This window comes from Mesorhizobium sp. B3-1-8, assembly GCF_006439495.1.
Lineage (GTDB): Bacteria > Pseudomonadota > Alphaproteobacteria > Rhizobiales > Rhizobiaceae > Mesorhizobium.
Genome location: NZ_VFTK01000001.1, coordinates 315,294 through 335,129 on the forward strand (window position 1 = coordinate 315,294; position 19,836 = coordinate 335,129).

The window sequence follows — 19,836 nt, forward strand, 5'->3', positions numbered from 1 at the left end:
CCATGACCGACATTTCGCTGATCGACCGCCTGCTCGACGTGATCGAGCACGACATCGTGCCCAAGACCGCCGAAGGCGTCGCCCATGGCAACAAGCTGTTCGGCGCCGCGATCCTGCGGAAAGACGACCGCTCGCTGATGCTGGCCGAGACCAACAACGAGATCGAAAACCCGCTCTGGCATGGCGAGGTGCATTGCCTGAAGCGCTTCTACGAAATGCCCAAGGCCGAGCGCGTCGACACGAAGGATGCGATCTTCCTGACAACGCATGAGCCCTGCTCGCTCTGCCTATCGGCAATCACCTGGACTGGCTTCGACAATTTCTACTACCTGTTCAGCCATGAGGATTCACGCGACAATTTTGCAATCCCGCACGACCTCAAGATCCTGAAAGAGGTCTTCACCCTCGACCCAGGCGGCTACAATGCCGAGAACGCCTATTGGAAAAGTTTCTCCATCCGCAGGCTGGTGCGGGCTTTGCCCGAGGCCGAACGCAACCGTCTGGAAGCGCGCATCGGCAGGATTTCGACGCTTTATGACGAGCTGTCAGGCGCCTATCAGGCCAGCAAGACCGAGAACGACATTCCGCTGAACTGACGCGTATAGCCTACCTTACCTTCGCGTTTTTCAGCACTTCATTTATCCTTGCCTGCCAGCCCTTGCCGGTCGCCTTGAATTTTCTGACGACATCCTGGTCCAGGCGGATGGAGACGACTTGCTTTGGTTTCTCCAGGGTCGGTCGGCCACGGGAACGCCTTATGCTCTCGAAAAGCTCCGGGAGCACTTCCGCGAAAGGCTTGGCTTGTGTCAGCTGTTCGTCGGTCGCCTCCCCGTCCTCGGGATCAGCAGCAATCTGTCTTTGAATTTCGGCTTCCTCGGCATCGGTAAGCCGCCGAATGTGTGACTTAGTGTTGCTCATACACGGACCTTTCCTTTCGGCTGGCATGACGCATCGAGATCACCGAGATCGCTTCGGAACCAAGCGGCTTGAAGATCACGGCGAGAATGATCCCTCCAAATTCTCCAATCGCCTTCAGCCGACCGGCCTTGGCCGGGAGGACGATTGACGTGGCAAAAAACTCGATATCGAGATCGGAGAAGTCGAGACCCCGGTTTGCGAGGTTCGTCACCCGTTTTGGCTCATCCCAAACGATTTTCAGGCGAGATCATCCAGTGTGTCTGCGTCAGGCCACGTGAATAAACGTAATACACAAATTAATCGAGAGACACAAGAATAAGCTGGATGATCGGAGGGTGCGTTCGCTAACGACCCAGGTCGCATATTTCGCTGCTCCAGTCGCGAATGGCGATTGAAAGTCGCAGCGCAGCGGGGCGTTATGCGCCCCATGAAAACCGTCACCGAATTCCCCCGAAAAGTCGTCGAATTTCCCGATATGGGCATCGCCATGCCGGACGGTTGCCGGCTGTCGGCGCGCATCTGGATGCCCGAGGACGCGGCCGACAAACCGGTGCCGGCGATCCTCGAGCACCTGCCCTACCGCAAGCGCGACGGCACCATTTTTCGCGACCAGCTCACCCATCCCTATTTCGCCGGGCACGGCTACGCCTCGATCCGCGTCGACATGCGCGGCAATGGCGATTCCGAAGGGCTGATGGACGACGAATATTCCGAGCAGGAACTGCAGGATGCCTGCGACGTCATCGCCTGGGCGGCCGCGCAGCCCTGGTGCAACGGCAATGTCGGCATGATGGGCATTTCCTGGGGCGGCTTCAACTGCCTGCAGGTGGCGGCGAAGCAGCCGCCGGCGCTGAAGGCGGTGATCAGCCTGTGCTCGACCGTCGACCGCTATGCCGACGACATCCATTACAAGGGCGGCTGCGTGCTCTTGGAAAATTTCGGCTGGGCCTCGACGATGCTGTCCTATTCGTCGCGGCCGCCGGACCCGGCGATCGCCGGCGGCAATCGCTGGCGCGACCTGTGGCTCAGCCGGCTGGAGAACCAGTCTTTTCTCCTGCCGCTCTGGCTCAGCCACCAGCATCGCGACGCCTATTGGAAGCGCGGCTCGATCTGCGAGGATTTTTCGGCGATGAAAGCGGCCGTGCTGTCGATCGGCGGCTGGCATGACGGCTACCGCAACACCATCTCCAATCTGGTCTCCAGCATCCAATCGCCGGTCAAAGGCATCGTCGGCCCCTGGATCCACAAATACCCGCATTACGCCGGGCCCAATCCGGCCATCGGCTTCCTGCAGGAGGCGTTGCGCTGGTGGGACCACTGGCTGAAGGGCGCGGAGACCGGCGTCGAGGCCGATCCGGACTATCGCGCCTATGTCATGGACAGTGTGCGGCCGGCGCGCTGGCATCCCGAGCGGCCGGGCCGCTGGGTCGCGGAACAGGAATGGCCGTCCTCAAACATCAAGGTCGAGGCGATTGAACTCATTTCCGCGGGCGCAAAGCCTTCGATCGTCGCGTCGCCGCAGACCTGCGGGCTTGCCGGCGGCGAGTATTTTCCCTTCACCTTCGGACCGGAATTGCCGGGCGACCAGCGTCCCGATGACGCGCTTTCGGTTTGTTTCGACCAGCCTGAACTCGGCGAGGCGATCGACATCGTCGGGGCGCCGGAGCTCGAGGTCCGGGTTGCTTCCGATCGACCCCAGGCCAACATCGCGGTTCGCCTCTGCGACGTGCATCCCGATGGGGCCTCGGAGCTGATCTCCTATGGTGTGCTCAATCTCACGCACCGAAACTCGCATGAATTTCCGCAAGCGCTAATTCCCGGCGAGACGGTTTCGGCGCGCGTCGTGCTCGACCAATGCGCCTACCGGGTGCCGGCCGGCCACAAATTGCGCGTCGCCGTTTCGACCGCCTATTGGCCGATGATCTGGCCCTCGCCGGAGTCGGTGCGGCTCGATCTCGCGACGGCGACGCTGAAGCTGCCGTTGCGCCCGCTGGCGAAAGGCAATGAGGTTTCGTTTCCAGAGCCGGAAGGCGCGACACCCTGGGCGACCGAGACGATCCGCCCGGCGAATTCCGAACGCCATGTCGGCCGCGACGAGAAGACCGGTCTTGTCACGCTTTCCATAATCGACGATTTCGGCGAGGTGCGCGACCTCGACCATGGGCTGGTCAATGGCAGCATCGTGCGCGAGACATGGACGATCCATCCCGATGACCCGCTGTCGGCCACCGGAGCCACGCATTGGACGCAGACATTGTCGCGCAATGAATGGTCGGTGCGGACTGAAACTTTTGCCGAGATGCGATCGGACGCCGGCAACTTCATCGTCAGCGCCAGAATCGAAGCCTATGAGGGTGAAAAACTGGTCTTCGAGCGCGGCTTCGAGCAGGCGATTCCCCGCGCCCTGGTTTGAGCCAGGGCAGATTGGGCCAAATGCGACGTGCGATTTACGCCACGGTATGTCGCATTCGGTCTTGCCTGCCGCTTTCCCTTACGGTCATTATCTCCTCCAATAGCAAGAAACGACCCTAAGGTCGGATATCCAGAGTGAGGAACCGTAATGTCCAACGAACTCGACTATCTCAGCCGGCGAGTCGCGGCCGGAAAACTTAGCCGTCGCGATTTTCTTGGCCGCGCCGCGGCGCTCGGCATCGCCGCCACCGTTGCCAACTCGCTGCTCTCCAAGGCCGTTCGTGCGGCGGGCCCGGTCAAAGGCGGCACGTTGAAGGCCGGCCTGCAGGGCGGTGAATCCACCAACAGTCTCGATCCGGCGACTTTCCTTAGCCAGGTTCCGTTCGCCTTCGGCAAATGCTGGGGCGAAACGCTGGTCGAGCTCGCGCCGGGCGGCGGCGTCGAATACCTCATCGCCGAAGAAATCGGCTCTTCGGACGACGCCAAGACCTGGACGATGAAGATCCGCAAGGGCGTCCAGTTCCACAACGGCAAGGAAGTAACGCCGGACGACGTCGTGGCGACGCTGAAGCGCCACAGCGACGAGAAGTCAAAATCCGGCGCGCTCGGCGTCCTGAAGAGCATCGACACCATCAAGGTCGATGGCGGCAATGTCGTGGTCACGCTGAAGGACCCGAATGCCGACATGCCTTACCTGATGGCGGACTATCACCTGATCATCCAGCCGAATGGCGGCATGGACAAGCCGGACGCCGGCATCGGCACCGGGCCGTACAAGATCACCGGCAACCAGCCCGGCGTGAAGCACACCGCCGCGCGTTTCGACCACTACTGGCAGCCCGACAAATACGGCCATGCCGATCAGGTCGAGATCGTCGTCGTCAACGATCCGACGGCGCGCATGGCCGCGCTCCAGGGCGGCCAGGTCAACATGATCAACCGCGTCGAGCCGAAGATCGTCGACCTGGTCAAGCGGCTGCCCGGCGTCACCATCCGCGCCGCCTCGGGCCGCGGCTTCTATCCCTTCAACATGTTCTGCGACACTGCGCCCTTCGACAACAACGATCTCAGGATGGCGCTGAAGCTCGCCATGGACCGCGAGGAGATGCTGACCAAAATCCTGCGCGGCTACGGCGAGGTTGGCAACGACATGCCGGTCAACAAGGCCTACCCGCTGTTCGCAGGCGATTTCGAGCAGCGTAAGTTCGACCCCGAAAAGGCGGCCGCGGCTTACAAGAAGTCGGGCCATAGCGGCTCGATCCTGCTGCGCACCTCCGACGTCGCTTTCCCGGGCGCGGTCGACGCGGCCCAGCTTTACCAGCAGAGCGCGGCCAAGGCCGGCATCAAGATCGAGATCAAGCGCGAGCCGGGCGACGGTTACTGGACCGAAGTCTGGAACAAGCAGCCTTTCTCGCTCTCCTACTGGGGCGGCCGTCCGACCCAGGACCAGATGTATTCGACCGCCTATCTGTCGACCGCCGACTGGAACGACACCCGCTGGAAGCGCCCGGACTTCGACAAGATGGTGCTTGCGGCGCGCGGCGAGCTCGACGAAGCCAAGCGCAAGAAGATCTACCGCGACATGGGCGAGGTCATGCGTGACGAAGGTGGCCTGATCGTGCCGTTCTTCAACCAGTTCGTCGACGCGACCGGCAAGGGCGTCGAAGGCTGGGTCGACAATCCGGCGCAGGAACTCAGCAACGGCCATGCCCTGATCGAGTGCTGGCTGCAGGCCTGATGAAGGATCAGGGAAGGGCTGGCGCAGGCCGGCCCTTCCCCGTTTTCATGACCCGCCCGAAAGGCGGGCGTCGTCCCTTCTTCACCGTTGCAGGTAGCCGATGTCGTCTCCGATCCTGAGATTGGTCGCTCAGCGCGTCTTGCTGGGCCTGGTTCTTCTTTTGGCCGTTTCGGTGCTTATCTTCGCCGGCACGCAGATTCTGCCGGGCGACGTCGCCCAGGCGATCCTCGGCCAGTCGGCGACGCCGGAGGCGCTGGCGAACCTGCGCGAACAGCTCGGGCTGAACGATCCGGCGTGGCTGCGCTACGTGCACTGGCTCTGGGGCATCCTGCATGGCGACTTCGGCACGGCGCAGTCGAGCGGACTGGACATCGCGACCTCGATCAGCACCCGGCTGAAGAACACACTGTTCCTGGCCGCTTGCGCCGCGATCGTCGCCGTGCCGCTGGCGATCGTCCTCGGTCTGATCGCGGTGCGCTACCGCAACGGCTTCGTCGACAAGCTGATCTCCGGGCTGGCGTTGGCCTCGACCTCCTTCCCGGAATTCTTCATCGGCTATGTGCTGATCTATTTCTTCGCCGTGAAATGGCAGATCTTCCCCAGCATCTCGACGGTGGATGACTCGACTCCCTTCCTCGAAAGGTTGCAGGCCGTCGTGCTGCCCGCGACCGCGCTGACGCTGGTGGTGCTCGCCCATATGATGCGCATGACGCGCGCGGCGATCCTCAACGTCATGCAGTCGGCCTATATCGAGACGGCAGAATTGAAGGGGCTGAAGGCCTTCGACATCATCCGCAAGCATGCTTTCCCGAACGCGATAGCGCCGGTCGTCAACGTCGTCATGCTCAACCTCGCCTATCTTATTGTCGGCGTCGTGGTGGTGGAGGTGATCTTCGTCTATCCGGGCATGGGACAGTATCTGGTCGACCATGTCGCCAAGCGCGACGTGCCGGTGGTGCAGGCGGTCGGCCTGATCTTCGCCGCGGTCTACATCACGCTCAATATCGTCGCCGATATCGCCGCCATCGTGGCCAATCCGCGGCTTAGGCATCCGAAATGACGAGGGCATCCGAAATGACGGGCCGGATGCGAGACGACCAAAGGGGGAACTGAGGCGAATGGCGCTACGACAAATCCCGTTCACCGCCTGGGTCGGGCTTATCCTGACCGGCTTCTTTGCGTTCTGCGCCATCTTCGCGCCTTGGGTCGCGCCGCACGGCAATGGCGAGATCGTCGGCGACGTCTGGGAGCCGATGTCGGCCGCCCATTGGCTGGGCACCGACAATCTCGGCCGCGACCTTATCTCGCGCATGATCTACGGCGCGCGCATCACCATGGAGATCGCGGTGGCGGCGACCGCGCTGTCCTTCTCCCTGGGCTCGATCCTCGGCTTCACGGCCGCGGTGTTCGGCGGCTGGTTCGACACGCTGCTGTCACGCTTCGTCGACCTATTGATGTCGATCCCGACGCTGATCTTCGGCCTCGTCGTGCTATCGGTGTTGCCGACGACCACGCTGACGCTGATCCTGGTCATGGGCATTCTGGACTCCACCCGCGTCTATCGCCTGTCACGCGCCGTCGCCGTCGACATCAACGTCATGGACTTCGTCGAGGCGGCCAAGCTGCGCGGCGAAGGCAAGGCCTGGATCATCTTCCGTGAGATCCTGCCCAATGCGCTGTCGCCGCTGGTGGCGGAGCTTGGCGTGCGCTTCATCTTCGCCGTGCTCTTCCTGTCGGCGCTGTCCTTCCTCGGGCTTGGCGTGCAGCCGCCGGATTCGGACTGGGGCGGCATGGTCAAGGAAAACAAGGACGGCATCGTGTTCGGCATTCCGGCGGCGCTGATCCCGGCCGCGGCGATCGCGGTGCTGGCGATCTCGGTCAACCTCGTCGCCGACTGGGTGCTCAACCGCACGACGAGCCTGAAGGGAGGACGTGGCTGATGGCTGGCAATCAAGCAAGGTCCGGGCAGGCGAAGTCCGGGCAGGCAAGCTCGGGCAAGCTCCTCGACATCCGCAACCTGCGCATCGAGGCGACCGTCTATCCGCCGGGCGAGACGCCGAAGACCATCACGCTGGTCCACGATGTCTCGCTGACGCTGGAAAAGGGCAAGGTGCTCGGCCTGATCGGCGAATCCGGCGCCGGCAAATCGACCATCGGCCTATCGTCCATGGCCTATGGCCGCGGCGGCGTGCGCATCACCGGCGGCGAGGTGATCCTCAACGGCCGCGACATCATGAAGGTCGGACCAAGAGGCGTGCGGGCGCTGCGCGGACGCGAGGTGTGCTATGTCGCGCAGTCGGCGGCGGCGGCGTTCAACCCGGCGCACAAGCTGATCGACCAGGTGGTCGAGGCGACCCTGCTGCATGGTACCGCGAACCGCGCCGAGGCCGAGAAGCGGGCCATTGCGCTGTTCAAGAAGCTTAGCCTGCCCAACCCCGAGACGATCGGCGAGCGCTACCCGCACCAGGTCTCCGGCGGCCAATTGCAGCGCGTGATGACGGCGATGGCGCTCTGCTCGGAGCCCGACCTCATCGTCTTCGACGAGCCGACCACGGCGCTCGACGTGACGACCCAGATCGACGTGCTGGCGGCGATCAAGGACGCCATCCGCGATACCCATGTGGCCGCGCTCTACATCACCCACGACCTTGCTGTCGTCGCCCAGGTCTCGGACGAGATCATGGTGCTGCGCCACGGCCGGCTGGTGGAGTGGGGCGGCACGCAGCAGATCATCAAGGAACCGCGCCAGGAATATACCAACGCGCTGGTTTCGGTGCATGAGATCGAGCACCAGGAACAGCAGCCCGGCGCAACGCCGTTCCTGTCGGTGAAGAATGTCACCGCCGCCTATGGCGGCGGCCATGTGAAGGTCCTGAAGAACGTCTCGGTCGACATCTATCCCGGCCAGACTCTGGCCGTCGTCGGCGAGAGCGGCTCCGGCAAGTCGACGCTGGCGCGCGCCATCACCGGGCTTTTGCCGCCCGAGCAAGGCACGGTGACCTTCGATGGGCGCCCGCTGGCCAACCGGCTTTCCGACCGGCCGAAGGAGGATCTGCGTCAATTGCAGATGATCTACCAGATGGCCGACGTGGCGATGAACCCGCGCCAGACGGTCGGCACCATCATCGGCCGGCCGCTGGAGTTCTATTTCGGTATGAAGGGACGCGAGCGCGACAAGCGCGTCGCCGAACTGCTCGACGAGATCGAGATGGGCAAGGGTTTCGTCGACCGCTACCCGGCCGAGCTGTCCGGCGGCCAGAAGCAGCGCGTCTGCATCGCCCGCTCGCTCGCCGCCAAGCCGAAGCTGATCATCTGCGACGAGGTGACATCGGCGCTCGACCCGCTGGTCGCCAACGGCATCCTGAAGCTGCTTCTGAACCTGCAGCAGCACGAAAAGGTCGCCTATTTGTTCATCACGCATGACCTGGCGACGGTGAAGTCGATCGCCGATTCGATCGCGGTGATGTATCGCGGCGAGGTCGTGCGCTACGGCTCCAGGAGCAAGGTGCTGACGCCGCCCTTCGACGCCTATACGGACCTGCTGCTGTCCTCCGTGCCGGAAATGGAGATCGGCTGGCTGGAGAAGGCGATCAAGGGCCGGCGCATGGCGAGCGCCGGAAATTAGCCCACGAAAGTCAGCCCGAACCAGAAGCTGTCATGCGGCTGCAATGCGCAGCAGGAAAGATCGGCCGCGGGCGGGTAGAGCCCGCAGCAAACCAATCTCAAAAGGGGGCAGGACATGCAGACCGAACTCGACCATCTCGCCGCACTCGCCGGCAAGGGCAGGATCTCGCGGCGCGATTTCCTCGGCCGCGCGGCGGCGCTCGGCGCCTCGGCGGCGCTGGCTACGACGCTGGCTGGCAAGGCTTTTGCCGCGACGCCGGTGAAGGGAGGTATCATCAAGGCCGGCCTGCAGGGCGGCGAATCGACCAACAGCCTCGATCCGGCGCTGAACCTCAGCCAGGTGACCTACAATTTTTGCAAGCAGTGGGGCGAATTCCTCGTCCGCCTGACCCCGGAAGGCGGCGTCGAGAACCTGATCGCCGAGGAGATCGGCGCCTCGGCCGACGCCAAGACCTGGACGATGAAGATCCGCGACGGCATCGAATTCCACAACGGCAAGACGGTAACGGCGGAAGACGTTGTCGCGACGCTCGAGCGCCACGCCGACGAGAAGTCGAAATCCGGCGCGCTCGGCGTTCTGAAGAACATCAAGACCATCAAGGCCGATGGCAAGGACGTGGTGGTGACGCTCGGCGACGCCGATGCCGACTTCCCCTATCTGATGGCCGACTACCATCTGGTCATCCAGCCGAATGGCGGCAAGGACAACCCGAATGCCGGCATCAGCGCCGGCCCGTACAAGGTCAGCGTCAACCAGCCCGGCGTGAAGCATGGCGGCGAGCGCTTCGCCAATTACTGGCGCGGCGACAAAGCCGGCCATGCCGACCAGATCGAGATCGTCGTCATCAACGACCCGACGGCCCGGCTTGCCGCGCTGCAGGGCGGCCAGGTGCATCTCATCAACCGCGTCGAACCCAAGGTGGTCGACCTGGTGAAGCGCATGCCGGGCGTCAGCATCGAGAACGTCGCCGGGCGCGGCTATTATCCGTTCAACATGTTCTGCGACACCGCGCCCTTCGACAACAGTGACCTCAGGATGGCGTTGAAGCTGGCGATGGACCGCGAGGAGATGCTGGACAAGATCCTGCGCGGCTATGGCTCGGTCGGCAATGACTTCCCGATCAACGAGGCCTATCCGCTGTTTTCCTCCGACATCGAGCAGCGCAAGTTCGATCCCGAAAAGGCGGCCGCGGCCTACAAGAAGTCGGGCCATAGCGGCTCGGTCCTGCTGCGCACTTCGGACGTCGCTTTCCCCGGAGCCGTGGACGCCGCCCAGCTCTACCAGCAAAGCTGCGCCAAGGCCGGTATCAAGATAGAGATCAAGCGCGAGCCCGGCGACGGCTACTGGTCGGAAGTGTGGAACAAGCAGCCCTTCTCGCTCTCCTACTGGGGCGGCCGGCCGACGCAAGGCCAGATGTATTCCACCGGCTATCTGTCGACCGCCGACTGGAACGACACGCGCTTCAAGCGGCCCGAATTCGACAAGATGCTCTACACGGCCCGCGCCGAGCTGGACCAGGCCAAGCGCAAGGCGATCTATCGCGACATGGCAATGCTGATGCGCGACGAAGGCGGCCTGATCGTGCCGTTCTTCAACCAGTTCGTCGACGCCGCCAACACCAAGAAGGTCAGCGGCTGGGTGAAGAACCCGAATGGCGAGATGATGGACGGCTATGCGCTCAACGAGTGCTGGCTGAACGCCTGATATCGGGCTATCCAAAAGAGCGCCGCGTGTCCGCGCGACACGCGGCGCTTCTGTTTTCGATGCATGATCATGGGAACCGCTGTGGCGCTCAAATCCAAACTGCTGCTCATCATCCTCGACAGCGTGCCCTACCGGAACTGGCGCCGGCTGATGGGCAACCTCGAGGGCTGGGCGCAGTCCGGCGAAGCGCAGGTCTGGAAGATGCGTTCGGTGCTGCCGTCGACCTCGGCCTGCTGCTACGCCTCGATCCACACCGGTGTCACGCCGCAGGTGCACGGCATCCTTTCCAACGAGAACCGCTTTCGCGTCACGCAGCCGGATATCTTCTCGGAAGTCAGCAAGGCCGGCGGCAGGACGGGCGCGGTGACCCATTCCTACTGGTCGGAATTCTTCCGCTCGTACCCGTTCGACCTGGTCGAGGACATGGAGTTCGACGAGCCCGATGGGCCGATCACGCATGGCCGTTTCCACACCATGACCGGCTACAATCTCAAGAACCAGATGACGCCGAGCGACGTCGACCTGTTCGCGACGCTGACCATGCTGGCGAAGCGCCACGGCATCGATTACGGCATCCTCCACACCTGCACGCTGGACTCGATGGGCCATCGCTTCGGCCATGACTGTCACGAGATGGACCATGCCTGCTACGCGATGGACGCGATGCTGGCAGCCTTCCTGCCGCAATGGCGCGCAGCCGGCTATGAAGTGATCGTGACGGCCGACCATGGCCAGACGGACCGCGGCCATCATGGCGGCCATGACGACGAGATGCAGGATTTCGCGCTCTATTATTTCGGCCCGGCCAAGGGGCCTCAAGCCGACACGCTGCTCGATCAGCTGCAGCTCGCGCCGACGGTGCTGAGCCGGCTTGGGGTGGCGATACCGGAGACGATGAAGGCGAAGGTGTTCTTGGTTTAGTTCCCCCTTCTCCCGTTGCAACGTTGGAGATTGGCGAAGGCCAAGCAACTTCGTCATCCACGGGCGGAGCGGGAGCGAAGCGGACGCGCAGACCCGAGGATCCATTCCGTGACCTCGCGCGAGGGGTGCAACTGAGAAAGTTCTGCAACGGGATCAATGCCTTGACGTCACGGAATGGATCCTAGGGCCTGCGCCGCGTCGCTTCGCTCCTTGCTTCGCCCTAGGATGACGAAGCAATAGGCGTCTCGGCCTATCGCCGGGAAGGAGTAGGAGAAGCGCCCCTCTGGCAACCTCCCCTCTCTTCGGTTAGCCTCCGAAAATTCCTTGGCGGAGGATGAACCTTTTTGGACCGATCAGCGACAGAGCTTCGAGGAGCCAGGCGGCTCGACCGGCCATGAACGCGGCGACGGAAACCGATCGCGCGCTTGTTGACCGGGTCGCGAAGGGCGACCGGGCCGCCGTCCGGCTCCTGTTCATGCGTCACCACGCGCGGATCTACCGCTTCGTGGCGCGCCAGACGGGATCGGAAATGATGGCCGACGATATCGCGAACGAGGTCTTTCTGGAGCTGTGGAAACAGGCGCCCGGCTTCGAGGGGCGCTCTGAAGTTTCCACATGGCTGCTCGGCATCGCCCGCTTCAAGGGGCTGTCCATGCTGCGCAAGAAGAAGGAAAACTGGATCGACGACGACGACGCGGCGCAAGTTCCCGACGGCGCCGACACGCCGGAAGTCGTGACCATGAAGGAAGACAAAGCCGCCGCCTTGCGCCGCTTCATCGATGCCTTGCCGGAAGAACACCGCACGGTGATCGACCTTGCCTATTACCATGGCCAGTCGGTGACCGAGATCGGCGAGGTGCTCGACATCCCGGTCGCCACCGTCAAGACCAGGATGTTCTACGCCCGCAAGAAACTCGGCGAAGCCCTCAAGGCCGCCGGTTACGACAGGGGTTGGCCATGAGCGCCGCAGAAAAGATGTCGCGCCGCGACGAGATGGAAACGCTGCTGCCGTTCTACCTGAACGGCTCGCTGGAAGGCGCCGAGCTGGAGGCCGTCGAGGAATGGCTGGCCACCGATCCGGCGGCAATGAATGCGCTTGGCGAAGCGGAGGCCGAGTTCTCCGGTGCCGCCGCCGCCAACGAGGCGGTCCGGCCGCCCGCCGACGCGCTCAGCCGGTTCGCCAAGGCGCTGGACGCCGAGGCCGGCCCGGCGCGCGCGCCGGCCGGCCAATCGTGGCTCGCCAAGGTTTTCGGCCGGGTGACGGCAATGCCTGCCGGCATCGCCTGGGCCGCGGCCGCGGCGCTGCTTGCGCTGGTCATCGTGCAATCGTTCGAACAGCCGGGCGGCAAGGGCAGCGATTTCGAAGTGGCCGGCGCTCAGGACGATCTCGCCAAGCTGCCTTTCGCGCTGGTCAAGTTCAAGCCGGATGCCAAGATGGCCGATATCGCCGCCTTCCTCGGCCAGAACGGGTTGAAGATTGCCGGCGGGCCGACCGCCGACGGCGTCTTTCACCTGACCATTCCGGTGAGCAGTGCGGCCGATTACGACAAGCTCGTCAGCCTTATTGCGGCCCAGCCTTTCGCCGATACGGTGATCCAGGGAAGGAAACCGGTCGATGGCGGCTAAGGCGGTCATTCTGCATGCGGCACTCCTCGCGGCGGCGGCCTTTGCCGCCGCCCCTGCGTTTGCGCAGACCAACGATCCGAATCTTTCGCAGACCCAGGTCGACTGCCTGAACCGCACGACAGCGGCGGGCGTCGGGTGCGACAAGAACGGCGGCACCGCGAATAATAGCGAGAAACCGGGAGCTGGCGGCGCCACAGGCGGCGCGGTGTTCCTGCCGGCGCTGATCGTCGACCTGTTCCCGAACACGCCCGCCGGCGCGGCTCCGCAAACGCCCGCGCCGTCCAATGGAACATCGTCGTCGAACGGTTCCGGCAACACGCCGCCGCCAGCGCCGACGCCGAACGGACCCGTCGCGGTGCCTCAGGGCCTCAATCTGGCGGAGCCGCCGCGTGCGATTGCCGGCGAATTCGTGCCCGACGAGGTGCTGGTGACCGTCGATGGCGATGCCGGCGTGGTGCAGCAGATCGCCAATTCCTTCGGCCTGCAGGTGCGCTCGCAGCGCCAATCGCGGCTGCTCGGCACCACTTTGGTGCGCTTCGGCATCACCGACGGGCGGCCCGTCGGCGTGGTGCTGGCGCAGCTTGCCGCGGACGGGCGCACGCAGCGCCGCGAACCGAACCACATCTACACGCTGCAGCAGGCGGCCGGCGTCGTGAATTACGCCTTCGACCGCATCGCGCTCGATTCAAAACAGGCGAGCGGCGAGAATGTGCGCGTCGCCGTCATCGACACCGGCATTGACGACACCAATCCGGCGCTCGCCGGCGTCATCGCAGAGCAATACGACGCGATGCCCAACGTGCCGATCGAGAAGCGCGACCACGGCACCTCGGTCGACGGGCTGATAGCCGGCGTCGGCCCGCTGGAAGGCATGGCGCCGGGCGCCAGGATCTATCACGCGCGCGCCTTCGAAGGCGGCAAGTCGACCATGGATGTCATCCTGTCGGCGCTGGACTGGGCCGCCGAACAGGACGCACGCATCATCAATATGAGCTTCGTCGGGCCGAAGAACGACCTGCTCGGCACCGCCTGCCGTAACGCCCGGGCGCTCGGCATCGTGCTGGTCGCGGCCGCCGGCAACAACGGGCCGAAGGCTCCCTATGGCTATCCGGCCGCCTTCGACGGCGTCATCGCCGTCACCGCCACCGACGCCAAGGATGGGCTGATGCCGCAGGCCAATCGCGGCGCCTATGTGTTCATCTCGGCGCCAGGCGTCGAGATGGTGGCGCCGAGCGGCGCCGGCTCCGACGTGGTGACCGGCACCTCCTTCGCCGCCGCGATCGTGTCCGGCGCCATCGCCAATTTGATCCACGCCGCGCCCGACCGTTCGGCCGACGAGATCGAGAAGGCGCTGGCGGCAACGGCCAAGGATCTCGGGCCCAAGGGGCGGGACAATGATTTTGGCTATGGGCTGATCGATACGAAAGCGGCTGAGGCGGCGAAGGAGTGAATCCGGGCAGTCGACCGACTGTTGCCGACTGCGCGCGACCGGTTCAAAGAGCCGGACCTAGCCGGACGGGGCTTCCATCGTAGAAACGCGACAGCCGAAAACGGCTGAGGTCGTGGCCGGTTTCATTTCCCTGGATCATGTCGGAGACGACGCGACCGATGCCAGGTCCGATGCCGAATCCGTGGCCGCTCATTCCCGTCGCGACGAAAAGACCGCCGACTGCCTGGACCCGATCGACAACGGGGACGACGTCGGGCATGGCGTCGATCATACCGCCCCAGCCGGCCTTCAGGCGAACCGTCTCGAACCGGGGGAAAAGCTGTTTGAAATTGCGCTCGATCGAGCGAAGCTTTGCCGGCTCAGGGGCTGGGTTGAGCACGCGCATTCTTTCGAAAGGGCTTGCGGAATCCGGCGCCCAATCGCGCGGGGTCGACCAGCCATCGGGGTAGCCCGATGGAGCGAACGGGAAATAGCGCGTTCCGAACGGATTGTCCCTGAGGGCGGGAAGATATTGGGTGGCGTGCCGGAATGCGTCAGGCCCCAGGTAAAGCAAGTGGCTGCCGCCTGCGGCGAGCGTGTATCCGCCATCCTGCCTGCGCCGGAAAGCGATGTGGTCGTCGGCCGCCGCACCTGAATAGACCTCAGGCATGGGTTCTGTGGCAGCTGTGGTCACCCTGACGCTGAGCTGGGGGATGGCCACGCCGTGTCTTTGCAAGAAGAGGGATGACCAGGCGCCGCCCGCGACCAACACGGTGGAGGCCCCGATATATCCCGCCTCGGTCCACACGCCTTTGACCCTGCCGGCCGAGAGTTCGAGGGTCCGCGCAGCGCAATTCTCGACGATCCTGGCGCCTTTTCGAACGGCAAGCCGCGCTAACGCCGGCACCGCCAACCAAGGTTCCGCGCGCATATCGGAGGGCGTCGTCATCGCGCCCTTGAACCTGCGCGACATGCCGCTGATGAGTTTTGCGGTTTCGTCGGCGTCCAGAAGGCGCGTGTCGAGCTCATGGATCGCGGCGATCCTCATGAATTCTTCGAACTTGGCCATGTCCTTGTCGGCATTCGCCAGGTAGGTCACGCCTGTCTGGTTCAACCCGATGTCTTCGCCGCATTCCTCGGCCAGTTGCCGCCACAGGCGGGAAGCCTCGATGACAATCGGCAGTTCATCCGCGTCTCGTCCCTGCTTTCTGATCCACCCCCAGTTTCGCGAAGACTGCTCGGCCGCGACGCGGCCTTTTTCCAGCAGCGTCACCGGAATGTTCCGGGCCGCGAGGAAAAGGGCCGTCGTCACGCCGATAATACCGCCACCGACGATCACCACTTCTGAAGTGTTCGGCGGAGGACCAGGGTATTGGATTGGATCCGCTTCGGTGAACGGGAATGTGGGCAATGGCGCACTCTGAGGAACTGGTTGACGGTCTGGCTTACTGGTTGTCGCCGTCAAACATCAGGAGCAGCCGAAGGCGGACCGTTGTCCCACGACAGTTGCCCGGAAGGAGGCAGCGGCGAAGCTGTTGGATCAGGCCCTATACCGGCGCCCCCGCCACCGATCCCCGCACCACCAGATCGACCGGCCAGACCTCTCCCCGCGCGCCCTCCTCCAGCCCCGATATGCGCGCCGCCAGGCGCTCGGCGACACGCGCGCCGGCAAGCCGGATCGAGGAGCGCGTGGTCGACAGCGGCACCGGGAAATTCTCCGGCCGCAGCCAGGGGAAGACGTCGTCATGGGCGACCAGCGACAGGTCGCCCGGAATGATGAGACCCAGATCGCGCACGGCGCGCACGACGCCCAGCGCCATGATCAGGCTGGAGCAGACGATCGCCGTCGGCGGCTCAGCCTCCTCGAGCAGGCGGCGGGCGGCGCGATAGCCGTTCTCCTCGGTCATCGCCACCGAACGGATGTGGCGCTCGCCGAGCGTCAGCCCGCTTGCGGCAAGCGCCCGGCGCACGCCGCGCTCGCGGTGGATGGCGAAGGTCTCGCGGTCGTTGCCGTTGATCAGCGCCAGGCGCTTGTGGCCGAGTTGGATCAGCAGTCTCGACGCTTCGTGGAAGGCGCCCTCATTGTCGATGTCGAGATAGGGATAGTCGAAGTCGAAGCCTTCGCTGCGGCCATGGACGAGGAAAGGGATGCCCAGCGTGTTGACCAGCGCCAGCCGCTTGTCGGCCGGCCGCGGCGAGGACAGGTAGACGGCGTCGACCTGGCGGTTGGCGACGATGCGCCGGTAGGTCGTTTCTTCGTCGTCGGCATCGGCAGGCGAAAGCACGAGGTCGAGCTCGTGCGCGCGGGCATAGTCGCCAAGGCCGGAGAGGAATTCGACGAAGTGCGGATCGATGTCGACGGCGGCGCCCGTCGGCAGCACATAGCCGATCATCCCCGACTTGCCGGTGGCGAGCCGGCGCGCGCTGGGGTTCGGCCGGTAGCCATGGCGCTTGGCCGCGTCCATCACCCGGCGCCGGGTTTCCTCATTGACCTCCGGATAGCCGTTCAGCGCCCGGCTCACCGTGGTCTGCGAGAGTGACAGCATATGCGAGAGTTGCTTGAGGTTCATCGGAGGCCTCCAGCCTCAAAGCGCTTTCAAATTGAATCGATCCGACGATTGTTGGCGAGATCGCCAAGCATGATGACCTTAGAGGGCCCTAGGCGCCGTTTGAAGCAAAAATTGCTGCTGCGGCCCAAAAACTATGCTGCAGTGCACTTTTCTCCCTCTATCCCGGGAGATTTAAATCGATTTATAAACTCTCCCACTTGACTCTCGAGCAATTCAATGGCGAGATCAAAATAGCCAAAGCGCTTTGGAAGTCTCTTCGAAAGGTTGCGGTTGCCCTTTCGCTGAGTCACAGTTCCGCGCGCGTCGGCGGACGAAATGGAGGTTTCGTCCTGTTTGTGACCACTGGGAGGACTTGCGATGAAGAAAATGCTTCTCTTGGGTGCGGCGTTTGCGGCACTCACCCTCAGCCTGCCGGCGCAAGCCGAACTGAAGTTCAAGCCGGGCGAGGATCCGAAGTTTCACTGGGCGAACTACGACGACCTCAAAAAGGTCGACCTCAAGGGCGAGACGCTGACGATCTTCGGGCCGTGGCGCGGCGAGGACGAGACGCTTGTGCGTTCGGTCCTCGACTATTTCGCCGAGGCCACCGGCGCGGAGGTGAAATATTCCTCGTCCGAGAACTATGAGCAGCAGATCGTCATCGACACCCAGGCCGGCAGCCCGCCCAACATCGCCGTCCTGCCGCAGCCCGGCCTCATACAGGATCTTGCTTCCAAGGGCGTGCTGACCCCGCTGGGCGACGACGTCGCCGCCTGGATCAAGGAAAATTACGCCGCCGGCGACTCCTGGGCCAAGCTCGGCACCTATAATGGCAAGGACGGCAAGCCCGGCTTCTACGCCTTCCCCTACAAGATCGACGTGAAGGGCCTGGTCTGGTACTCGCCCGACAATTTCGACGAGGCCGGCTACAAGGTGCCGAAAACCCAGGAAGAACTCGCCGACCTCGAAAAGAAGATCATCGCCGACGGCGGCAAGCCCTGGTGCATCGGGCTCGGTTCCGGCGGCGCCACCGGCTGGCCGGCGACCGACTGGGTCGAGGACATCATGCTGAGAACCCAGCCGCCGGAAGTCTACGACAAGTGGGTGAAGAACGAGATCCCGTTCACCGACCCGGCCGTGGTCAACGCCATCGACATCTTCGGCAAGATCGCCACCGACGACAAGATGGTGGACGGCGGCGCCAAGGCGGTCGCGGCGACCGACTTCCGCGACAGCCCGAAGGGCCTCTTCACCGTGCCGCCCAAGTGCTACATGCACCATCAGGCATCGTTCATCCCCTCCTTCTTCCCGGAAAACGTGAAGCTCGGCCAGGACGCGGACTTCTTCCCCTACCCGCCTTACGCCTCCAAGCCGGAACTGGGCACGCCGCTGGAAGTGGCCGGCACGCTGGTGATGATCACCAAGGATTCCAAGGCCTCGCGCGAGTTCATCAAATTCCTTGAGATGCCGCTCGCGCATGAATTGTGGATGGCGCAGAAGAGCTTCGTCACCCCCTTCAAGTCAGCCAACAAGGACGCCTATGGCAGCGACGCGCTGAAGAAGCAGGGCGAGATCCTGGTCGGCGCCACGACTGTCCGCTTCGACGGGTCCGACCTGATGCCCGGCAAGGTCGGCGCGGGCTCGTTCTGGACCGGCATGATCGACTTGGTCGGCGGCAAGTCCGCGCAGGACGTCGCCGCCGACATCCAGAAAAGCTGGGATGCCATCAAGTAAGCATCCTGAAATCCTCCTAATCCTCCACCTGGATCCGGGCCTCGGTCCGGATCCGACCGGCGGTCAACGCCGGAAGCCTTCGCGTTTCGATTGTTCCGAATAACCGAAAGTCGGTGCATCCGATCGCCAGCCCTGGCTGGCCGGTCATGCGCAGGGAGAGGGACCCATGGCGACTCAGATTTTCTCGGCCATATTCGTCATCATCATCGGCGTCGGCGGCTGTGTCGCCTATTTCTGGGGCGCCAACAAACTGCTCGATCTCGTCTTCCCGTCACGCGGCGTCTCGGGCACCGCCGCCGTCGACAATTTGCGCCGGCAGGGACTGGTGCGGCCCTGGCTGTTCGTCGGCCCGGCGATGATCATCCTTACCATCTATCTGATCTACCCGGTCATCGAGACGCTGAGGCTCTCCTTCCTCGATCGCGGCGGCGAGAATTTCGTCGGCCTCGCCAATTATGAATGGGCGCTCGGCGATCACGATTTCCGCAATTCGATCCTGAACAATGTGCTTTGGCTGGCAGTGGTGCCGGCGGCCTGCACCTTCCTTGGGCTGATCATCGCCGTGCTCACCGACAAGATCTGGTGGGGCACGATCGCCAAGAGCCTGATCTTCCTGCCTCTCGCCATCTCCTTCGTCGGCGCCAGCGTGATCTGGAAGTTCATCTACGAGTATCGCGGCGAGGGCCAGGTGCAGATCGGCCTGCTCAACGCCATCATCCAGTATTTCGGCGGCCAGCCGCAGGTGTGGATATCGCTGCCGTTCTGGAACAATTTCTTCCTGATGATCATCCTGGTCTGGATCCAGACCGGCTTTGCGATGGTCATCCTGTCGTCGGCGCTGCGCGGCATTCCCGAAGAGACGCTGGAAGCGGCCGTGATCGACGGCGCCAACCCGTTCCAGATCTTCTGGAAGATCATGGTGCCGCAAATCTGGGGCACGATCGCAGTGGTGTGGACCACCATCACCATCCTGGTGCTGAAAGTGTTCGACATCGTGCTGACCATGACCAACGGCCAATGGAACAGCCAGGTGCTCGCCAATCTGATGTTCGACTGGATGTTCCGCGGCGGCGGCGACTTCGGCCGCGGCGCCACGATCGCCATCATCATCATGATCGCGGTCATCCCGATCATGGTCTGGAACATCCGCCAGGCCAACAAAGAGACGGGAGGGCACTGA

General features: G+C 63.6%; 17 protein-coding genes. 13 read left to right on the plus strand and 4 right to left on the minus strand.

What is annotated here, in order from left to right:
• Positions 1-2: 2 nt before the first annotated feature.
• Complete coding sequence (locus tag FJ424_RS01495; protein ID WP_140650711.1) at positions 3-596, plus strand: nucleoside deaminase; 594 nt, start codon at positions 3-5, stop codon at positions 594-596.
• 10 nt (positions 597-606) lie between these two features.
• On the opposite strand, the gene FJ424_RS01500 is transcribed toward FJ424_RS01495, so the two are convergent.
• Together FJ424_RS01500 and FJ424_RS01505 are read right to left on the minus strand one after the other, a co-directional pair.
• Positions 607-918 carry a BrnA antitoxin family protein gene (locus FJ424_RS01500; RefSeq protein WP_140647137.1) on the minus strand — a complete coding sequence of 104 codons (312 nt, stop codon included), beginning with the start codon at positions 916-918 and terminating at the stop codon, positions 607-609.
• Positions 905-1,159, minus strand: coding sequence for a BrnT family toxin (locus tag FJ424_RS01505; protein ID WP_140647138.1), 255 nt, complete (start codon positions 1,157-1,159; stop codon positions 905-907). Before FJ424_RS01505 ends, FJ424_RS01500 begins: the two co-directional genes overlap by 14 nt.
• A 186-nt stretch (positions 1,160-1,345) precedes the next feature.
• On the opposite strand from FJ424_RS01505, the gene FJ424_RS01510 reads away from it, so the two are divergent.
• The 10 genes from FJ424_RS01510 (at position 1,346) to FJ424_RS01555 (ending at position 14,394) form a co-directional block, all read left to right on the plus strand.
• Positions 1,346-3,331: a CocE/NonD family hydrolase gene (locus FJ424_RS01510; protein WP_140650714.1), complete on the plus strand. Its 1,986-nt coding sequence runs from the start codon at positions 1,346-1,348 to the stop codon at positions 3,329-3,331.
• Between the two features lie 147 nt (positions 3,332-3,478).
• Positions 3,479-5,068, plus strand: coding sequence for an ABC transporter substrate-binding protein (locus tag FJ424_RS01515; RefSeq protein ID WP_140650717.1), 1,590 nt, complete (start codon positions 3,479-3,481; stop codon positions 5,066-5,068).
• A 100-nt stretch (positions 5,069-5,168) separates the two neighbouring features.
• Complete coding sequence (locus FJ424_RS01520; protein ID WP_140647141.1) at positions 5,169-6,128, plus strand: ABC transporter permease; 960 nt, start codon at positions 5,169-5,171, stop codon at positions 6,126-6,128.
• A gap of 58 nt (positions 6,129-6,186) precedes the next feature.
• Entirely contained in the window at positions 6,187-7,008 is an 822-nt protein-coding gene (locus FJ424_RS01525; RefSeq protein WP_140647142.1) for an ABC transporter permease, read from the plus strand.
• Positions 7,008-8,693 (plus strand): ABC transporter ATP-binding protein, encoded by a 1,686-nt coding sequence (locus FJ424_RS01530; protein WP_140650719.1) that lies wholly within the window; start codon positions 7,008-7,010, stop codon positions 8,691-8,693. The genes FJ424_RS01525 and FJ424_RS01530 overlap by 1 nt, the downstream gene beginning before the upstream one ends.
• 114 nt (positions 8,694-8,807) lie before the next feature.
• Positions 8,808-10,397 carry an ABC transporter substrate-binding protein gene (locus FJ424_RS01535; RefSeq protein WP_140650722.1) on the plus strand — a complete coding sequence of 530 codons (1,590 nt, stop codon included), beginning with the start codon at positions 8,808-8,810 and terminating at the stop codon, positions 10,395-10,397.
• A gap of 69 nt (positions 10,398-10,466) precedes the next feature.
• Positions 10,467-11,318 carry an alkaline phosphatase family protein gene (locus FJ424_RS01540; protein ID WP_181181945.1) on the plus strand — a complete coding sequence of 284 codons (852 nt, stop codon included), beginning with the start codon at positions 10,467-10,469 and terminating at the stop codon, positions 11,316-11,318.
• A 394-nt stretch (positions 11,319-11,712) separates the two neighbouring features.
• Positions 11,713-12,279 (plus strand): sigma-70 family RNA polymerase sigma factor, encoded by a 567-nt coding sequence (locus tag FJ424_RS01545; protein WP_140650725.1) that lies wholly within the window; start codon positions 11,713-11,715, stop codon positions 12,277-12,279.
• Positions 12,276-12,944, plus strand: coding sequence for an anti-sigma factor (locus FJ424_RS01550; protein ID WP_140647147.1), 669 nt, complete (start codon positions 12,276-12,278; stop codon positions 12,942-12,944). The genes FJ424_RS01545 and FJ424_RS01550 overlap by 4 nt, the downstream gene beginning before the upstream one ends.
• A complete protein-coding gene (locus FJ424_RS01555) occupies positions 12,934-14,394 on the plus strand; it encodes a S8 family serine peptidase (RefSeq protein ID WP_140650727.1) in 1,461 nt (486 codons plus the stop codon). The genes FJ424_RS01550 and FJ424_RS01555 overlap by 11 nt, the downstream gene beginning before the upstream one ends.
• 43 nt (positions 14,395-14,437) lie before the next feature.
• Here FJ424_RS01555 and FJ424_RS01560 read toward each other — a convergent pair whose 3' ends face one another.
• Both FJ424_RS01560 and FJ424_RS01565 read right to left on the minus strand, forming a co-directional pair.
• Positions 14,438-15,784, minus strand: coding sequence for an FAD-binding oxidoreductase (locus FJ424_RS01560; RefSeq protein WP_140650730.1), 1,347 nt, complete (start codon positions 15,782-15,784; stop codon positions 14,438-14,440).
• Positions 15,785-15,920: 136 nt separating this feature from the next.
• Positions 15,921-16,943: a substrate-binding domain-containing protein gene (locus FJ424_RS01565; protein ID WP_140650732.1), complete on the minus strand. Its 1,023-nt coding sequence runs from the start codon at positions 16,941-16,943 to the stop codon at positions 15,921-15,923.
• Positions 16,944-17,300: 357 nt separating this feature from the next.
• On the opposite strand from FJ424_RS01565, the gene FJ424_RS01570 reads away from it, so the two are divergent.
• Positions 17,301-18,656, plus strand: coding sequence for an ABC transporter substrate-binding protein (locus FJ424_RS01570; protein ID WP_140650735.1), 1,356 nt, complete (start codon positions 17,301-17,303; stop codon positions 18,654-18,656).
• Between the two features lie 166 nt (positions 18,657-18,822).
• Positions 18,823-19,836 carry a sugar ABC transporter permease gene (locus FJ424_RS01575; protein WP_140647153.1) on the plus strand — a complete coding sequence of 338 codons (1,014 nt, stop codon included), beginning with the start codon at positions 18,823-18,825 and terminating at the stop codon, positions 19,834-19,836.

Bases quoted from the DNA above. Each gene is read 5' to 3' on its own strand.
- FJ424_RS01510 (WP_140650714.1), top strand. From the start codon at position 1,346: ATGAAAACCGTCACCGAATTCCCCCGAAAAGTCGTCGAATTTCCCGAT.
- FJ424_RS01570 (WP_140650735.1), top strand. From the start codon at position 17,301: ATGAAGAAAATGCTTCTCTTGGGTGCGGCGTTTGCGGCACTCACCCTC.
- FJ424_RS01495 (WP_140650711.1), top strand. From the start codon at position 3: ATGACCGACATTTCGCTGATCGACCGCCTGCTCGACGTGATCGAGCAC.
- FJ424_RS01555 (WP_140650727.1), top strand. From the start codon at position 12,934: ATGGCGGCTAAGGCGGTCATTCTGCATGCGGCACTCCTCGCGGCGGCG.
- FJ424_RS01550 (WP_140647147.1), top strand. From the start codon at position 12,276: ATGAGCGCCGCAGAAAAGATGTCGCGCCGCGACGAGATGGAAACGCTG.
- FJ424_RS01565 (WP_140650732.1), bottom strand. From the start codon at position 16,943: ATGAACCTCAAGCAACTCTCGCATATGCTGTCACTCTCGCAGACCACG.
- FJ424_RS01515 (WP_140650717.1), top strand. From the start codon at position 3,479: ATGTCCAACGAACTCGACTATCTCAGCCGGCGAGTCGCGGCCGGAAAA.
- FJ424_RS01530 (WP_140650719.1), top strand. From the start codon at position 7,008: ATGGCTGGCAATCAAGCAAGGTCCGGGCAGGCGAAGTCCGGGCAGGCA.
- FJ424_RS01545 (WP_140650725.1), top strand. From the start codon at position 11,713: ATGAACGCGGCGACGGAAACCGATCGCGCGCTTGTTGACCGGGTCGCG.
- FJ424_RS01525 (WP_140647142.1), top strand. From the start codon at position 6,187: ATGGCGCTACGACAAATCCCGTTCACCGCCTGGGTCGGGCTTATCCTG.
- FJ424_RS01575 (WP_140647153.1), top strand. From the start codon at position 18,823: ATGGCGACTCAGATTTTCTCGGCCATATTCGTCATCATCATCGGCGTC.
- FJ424_RS01500 (WP_140647137.1), bottom strand. From the start codon at position 918: ATGAGCAACACTAAGTCACACATTCGGCGGCTTACCGATGCCGAGGAA.
- FJ424_RS01540 (WP_181181945.1), top strand. From the start codon at position 10,467: ATGGGAACCGCTGTGGCGCTCAAATCCAAACTGCTGCTCATCATCCTC.
- FJ424_RS01520 (WP_140647141.1), top strand. From the start codon at position 5,169: ATGTCGTCTCCGATCCTGAGATTGGTCGCTCAGCGCGTCTTGCTGGGC.
- FJ424_RS01535 (WP_140650722.1), top strand. From the start codon at position 8,808: ATGCAGACCGAACTCGACCATCTCGCCGCACTCGCCGGCAAGGGCAGG.